Below are 5,330 nucleotides of genomic sequence, written 5' to 3' on the forward strand. Positions count from 1 at the left end.
GAGGTAGGTCACGTAGTGTGCGCCCTCGGCCGTGGAATTGAAGGTAAAGGTCTGCTGGTCCGCACCCATGGTGGCGGTTGAATTGCCGTCCGCGGTGACCTGGGCGAGCCGAAGGGCACCTCCCTGCGGGTCCGAGTCGTTCTTCAGCGGGGCAATCACGGTGTCCACGCCGGCGACTGCGACGAGGTGGTCCGCGTTGGCGATCGGCGGCAGGGCCCCGGGGGCGCGGACGTCGACGGTCACTTTGCCCTCGGCGGAGGACCGTCCGTCCGAGACGGTCACAGTGACGGTCTTGCGCGCGGCTTCCGTGCCGGCGTCCTGGAAGCTGAGCAGCCCGTCGGGACGTACCTTTACCTGGTCGCGGGGATCGCTGCTGACCGCGCCGACAACGAACAGGTCATCGCCGTCGGGGTCGATCCAGTCCGTGAGGATGTTCTGGGTGACGTTCTTGCCGGTCTGGACCACAAGCGTGGTGTTGCGGTTGGGCTTCTGACGCGGGGCGGAGTTCTCTCCCGGCGGGACGATGTTCAGCGTGACGTCGGCGCTGGCGGAAAGCCCGCGCCCGTCGTCGACCGTGTATTTGAACGTTTCCGCACCGGCCCTGTCCGCCCCGACGCTGACCTGGAAGCCGGTGGCGCCGTAGATGGGCGCGAGCAGCCCGGATTTGAGCGGGTCAGGGCTGCGGACGGTGAGGATGTCGCCGTCGGGATCGGTGTCGTTGTCCAGCACCGGCAGGATGGTGGTCTTGCCGGCGCGCACGCCGAAGGTGTCCGGGTTGGCGACCGGCGCGCTGTTGGGTTTGGTGCGGTCCGGGAGCACCGTCTGCTGGACTTCGTCGGCGGAGTCCTTGTCCGCGTCCTCGGAGGTTTGTTGGGGCGGGATGACGTCGTCCCAGTTGTTGACGAGCTGCATGTTCTGGTTCACCAGCCACACGTTCCCGGAGTTCACGTCATTGAGGACCACCAGATCCCGGTTCACACGGAAAACATACGACGGCGACGCACTCGCCTTGGGCACATCCACGTTCTTGTCATCAGCATCATTGACACAATCACGCACATACTTATTCGCCCCGGACCACGCCGCATGCACACAACCGCCCAGCTGCACCGGCGCCGCCGGCACACCCTCACCATCGAAGCCCACCGTCTTCGCCGTCGAACCATCCAACGGCTGCTTCAACAACGCCTTCGGCGTCGAAATCGCCACAAAATCCCCCGCCGGACCACCCTGCTGCAACTTCGCATCCCGCGCACCCTCCAACTGCAACCGCTTACCACCAGGCAGGAACAACTTCCCCGCAGCAGCATCCAGGACCACCGGCTTATCCCCCACCACCGTGATCTGCAAATCACCGGCGCCCTTCAACTCACCCCACGTACTCGAATCCGTCGACACCACCACACCATTGACATCCACCTCAGTCACCGTGACCGCACCGGACTCCGGATCCGCCGAATAGATCCGGTCATCCGCCCCCACCGCCGAAACGGTTCCGGCCGAACCGGTGAGGACCGGCTCGGTGTTCTCCTCATCGAATCCGCTCAGCGTTGAGGGCGAGAGTGCCCAGACCTTGCCGTTGGCGTGGTCGGTCACAGCGATGACATCGGCGCCAAAGTTCACGTCCGCCGAGCCCGGGAGTTTTTTGTCCCCGCCCAGGCGCATGTTCGCCGGTGATACCTGGTTCAGGGTGGATCCGGCGTTGTCATCGACAAAGACGTTCCCGGCGTCCTGCAGGATGTCGAAGGTGGTGCTGGCCGGAGTCACCGCACCATCAAGGACCCGCGAGGGGTAGTTCAGCCGCCCCACAGCATTCTTCGACTTCGAGACAACCCACACACCGCCGTCGTTCAGCTCCACCTCAGTGGTCTTGAACCCCGGGTAAATGATGGCGCCCGCAACCAACGCAACACCGGCCACAGCAAAAGCCGTACCCGAAATGAATTTGTTGTGCCGCTTTTTGAGACCGAGCTTCCCCAGCAGTGATGTCACGGCGTCAGATTTCCTTCAAGATTTTGATTCCCCCGGGCCGGCCTGAGACAAGGCCAGCAGTTCCGATAACAGCCTACCGATTGACCCGAGGGCCGTGAGCTGGCTGTGATGGGCACTACTCCCCACGCAGCAGCCGGACAACCCGACTATAGCCGAATCACCATCAAGTGGATAAATTCGTGACGCCGCGTCAATGCCAGCGGCAAGGCTAGTCCAGGACCAGGCCCTTGCCCTGTCCGCGCTTCAGCAGGACGGGGTGGATTTCGCCGAAGCCGCGGACATTTTCGGAGGGCTGCGGGAGAAGGATAAAACGTTCGTCCTGGTCAAGGGCTGACGCTGTCATCGAATCGATCAGCACCGTTCCCGGGTCAGCCAGGCTGGTGAGGCGCGCGGCGAGGTTCACCGTTGGGCCGTAGATATCTCCCAGCCTGGACAGGATCCGGCCCCAGACCATCGCCACCCGTGCTTCGGGAAGGATTTCGTCCTCGGTAAACGCCTGGGCCAGGGCGAGGGAGATCTCGGCTCCCGCTGCCGGGGTCTCGGCGACGTAGAGCACTTCGTCACCAACGGTCTTGACCAGCCGGCCGCCGCCGACAGAGATGATCTCGGCGCATTTGTTCTCAAAGCGCTGGACCAGGCGGGCAAGGGTCTTTTCATTCATCCGGCGGGACAGGCTGGTGTAGGAAACCAGGTCAGCAAAGCCGACGGCGCGCGCCAGTGGCAGCGGTGCGTCGTCTTCGTCGCCCTCGCGGCCCTCTTCGCTGGCTTGCAGTCCGGCTTCGGCGCGCACACCCAGCCTTTGGACTCCGGCGTTGAGCTGCCGGCGCCAAGAGTAGACCAGCATCTCTTCGAGCGCATCCACCAGCATCGGCAGTTCGTTGACCAACCGCTTGCGGGCCACGGCGTCCGTGACCCCCTGCTCGTGGACCATGTCCTCCACCAGGGCTTCAATCTGCCAGACCACCATCCGGTCCGTCATCTGGCCGATGGCGCGGGTCACAGAAATGGCGGCTTCCTCGGTGAGTACGCCTGTGCGGACGAGGTCCACCACGGTGGACAGCGCCGCCTGGTCGCGTTCGGTGAAGGCGACATCCTCATCCCCGAAGTTCGGGAAACCCAACGCCCGCCAGAGCTTCCGTGCCGAGAGCAGTGACAGTCCTGCCCCGGCTGCCACTTCCCGACGACGCAGTTTCCGCTCACCGCCAAGGAGCCTGGTTTCGAGGGCTTTGGCAGCCACGCGTTCCGCCGAAAGGGTGCCGGTAGCCGGGTGGGCACTTCCGGGCGCGGCGGGATCCGGCAGCTGGTGCTGGTCCTCATCGTTCATCGTGTCCACCTTCTCTCAACTCCCACGGCATCGCCTGGTCTGTGTAATCCATGACGCCGGTGTCGTCGAATCTTCCGTCAGTCCCTGGGCCCCCGGCCTCAGGCAGTTCATCCATCGCATCCAGCACGAAGTCCCTGAACCGGGCCGCTTCCGGGGCATCCTGAATGGTCACCACGCCCTGGTGCCCGGATTCCAAGGATATATTCCCTGAGCGCAATATGCGCTGCAGCACCGTCTGATGGACCGTCACGTTGCGGATCGACGCCAGGTTCACCTGCACATCCCGGCGCCTCATCATGCCGTAGCGGGCAACAATGCGGCGGTTCGTCAGCGTATAGCGCGTCCCTTGCCACCGGAGGAGCCGGGGCAGGCAGTAGGCCAACCATATCCAACCCACGGCAAGGATGCAGGCGAGAATGATCCAGGGCGTCCAGCCGGCGTTTAGCACCGGAATCAGCCGGGCCGTTTCTCCCCGCATTGTCCAGGCACTGACAAAAGCCGCGGCGGCCGGCGCGGTGATGAAAGCTGCTGCCGGAGTTGCCAGTTTCCTCGGCTGCGGGCGGGTGGTCGTAATGACCTGCTCGCCCGGAACGAGGTCTTTACGCATATCCGCCGTTCGCGCCCTGGGGAGGCTCAGTGCCCGGTGGGGTCCAGGGGCGCAGGTGAACCACGTCGCCGGCGGTCACTACATGCTCGCGGGAGTCCTTGTCCACCACGAGCAGTGAGCCGTAGTCATCGAGCCTGGTGGCGTGCCCGATGATTTCGTGGTCACCGGGGAGTTGCGCCTTGACCTGCTTGCCCAGCGTCACCATCACGGATTCAAGCCGCTTGTGGAGTGACGGCCCGCCCGCAAGCCCGGCCGCAGGATCGCCGTCGGCGTTGCAGAAACCGCGGTAGAGCACGGCGAAATGGGCCAGGTAACTCTTCAGGAGCAGGGTCCGGTCAGTGGTCAGCGGCTGTTCCAAGGCAATCGACGTTGCGGTAGGCACCGGCAGCTCTTTTTCAGTCAGGGTCACGTTCAGGCCGGTTCCGAGGATGACCGGGGGTACGGCCCCGTCACCCATGGGCCCCAGCTGGGCGAGGATTCCGGCGATTTTCCGGCCACGGACCAGGATGTCGTTCGGCCATTTGAGTTCGGCCGGGATGCCCGCCGTGTCCAGCAAGGTCTCCCGGAGCGCCAGCGCGCCCAGCAGTGAAAGCCACGAGTATGTGTGGGTGGGCAGGGGCCTGCCGTCGGCGTTTGCCGGCCGCAGGACCAGGGACACAGACAGGGAACTCAGCGGGGGCGATTCCCAGCGACGGTCAAGGCGTCCGCGGGCGGCACTCTGGTATTCCGCTGTCAGTACCGAGAGGTCGGGCCATTCCGCCGGCTCCACCGTCACGGACCGCAGGAGATCCGCATTGGTGGAACCTGTGGAGTCCACCACCACCACTTTGGCGATGCCGGTGGCTGCCAGGAAATCCTGGTCTGCCAGGGCTCCGCGGTTCAACGGATTGCCTGGGGTGTGTGAGTCATCCATGGTTGAATCCTATCGACTCACGGCTCCCCCGCGGCTGTCCGCCCGGCGAACATGTCTGAACGGTGACGCGGGTGAACGGCAGCTCAGAGGAAGATGTCCGGAACCAGGTGCTCCTCTTCGACGCCGAGGCTGTAAGGCCGGAAATCGGTGACTCCTGCCGCGGCGAGGACCTGTTCATCCGTGTAAAAGTTGCCGCTGGCCGTTCCGCCCGCGGCGAAGTTGCTGCCGGTCAGGATGGCATGCGCGGCATCGGCCATGATCTGCGGTCCGCGGGCGGCCTGGACCATGGCCTGGCCGCCTGGCATGTTCCGGATGGCTGCGGTATCGATGAGCGTGCAGGGCCAGAGCGAATTGACGCTGATGCGATCTGCTTTGAGCTCCTCGGCGAGGCCCAGGGTGGTGAGGCTCATGCCGTACTTGGCCATGGTGTAGGCGAGATGCCTGCCTGCCCACTTCGGGTCAAGGTTCAACGGCGGGGACAGCGTGAGGATGTG

4 protein-coding genes and 1 pseudogene are annotated in these 5,330 nt (G+C 64.5%); all 5 read right to left on the bottom strand.

Annotation, left to right across the window (positions count from 1 at the left end; genetic code table 11):
* A partial coding sequence (locus DBR22_RS22395; RefSeq protein ID WP_181365296.1) for an Ig-like domain-containing protein occupies positions 1-1,992 on the bottom strand: 1,992 nt, incomplete at its 3' end.
* A gap of 208 nt (positions 1,993-2,200) precedes the next feature.
* Positions 2,201-3,316 carry an adenylate/guanylate cyclase domain-containing protein gene (locus DBR22_RS22400; protein WP_108600791.1) on the bottom strand — a complete coding sequence of 372 codons (1,116 nt, stop codon included), beginning with the start codon at positions 3,314-3,316 and terminating at the stop codon, positions 2,201-2,203.
* The gene (locus tag DBR22_RS22405) at positions 3,306-3,923 is read right to left on the bottom strand and encodes a PH domain-containing protein (RefSeq protein ID WP_108600792.1); all 618 of its coding nucleotides are present in this window, start codon (positions 3,921-3,923) and stop codon (positions 3,306-3,308) included. Before DBR22_RS22405 ends, DBR22_RS22400 begins: the two co-directional genes overlap by 11 nt.
* Positions 3,916-4,836 (bottom strand): biotin--[acetyl-CoA-carboxylase] ligase, encoded by a 921-nt coding sequence (locus tag DBR22_RS22410; RefSeq protein WP_108600793.1) that lies wholly within the window; start codon positions 4,834-4,836, stop codon positions 3,916-3,918. The genes DBR22_RS22405 and DBR22_RS22410 overlap by 8 nt, the downstream gene beginning before the upstream one ends.
* A gap of 83 nt (positions 4,837-4,919) precedes the next feature.
* Positions 4,920-5,330 (bottom strand): annotated as a pseudogene (locus DBR22_RS22415) (SDR family oxidoreductase); the annotation flags it as partial.

It is taken from the genome of Arthrobacter sp. HMWF013 (assembly GCF_003061105.1).
In the GTDB taxonomy this organism is placed as follows: domain Bacteria; phylum Actinomycetota; class Actinomycetes; order Actinomycetales; family Micrococcaceae; genus Arthrobacter.

Bases quoted from the DNA above. Each gene is read 5' to 3' on its own strand.
- DBR22_RS22410 (WP_108600793.1), bottom strand. From the start codon at position 4,836: ATGGATGACTCACACACCCCAGGCAATCCGTTGAACCGCGGAGCCCTG.
- DBR22_RS22400 (WP_108600791.1), bottom strand. From the start codon at position 3,316: ATGAACGATGAGGACCAGCACCAGCTGCCGGATCCCGCCGCGCCCGGA.
- DBR22_RS22405 (WP_108600792.1), bottom strand. From the start codon at position 3,923: ATGCGTAAAGACCTCGTTCCGGGCGAGCAGGTCATTACGACCACCCGC.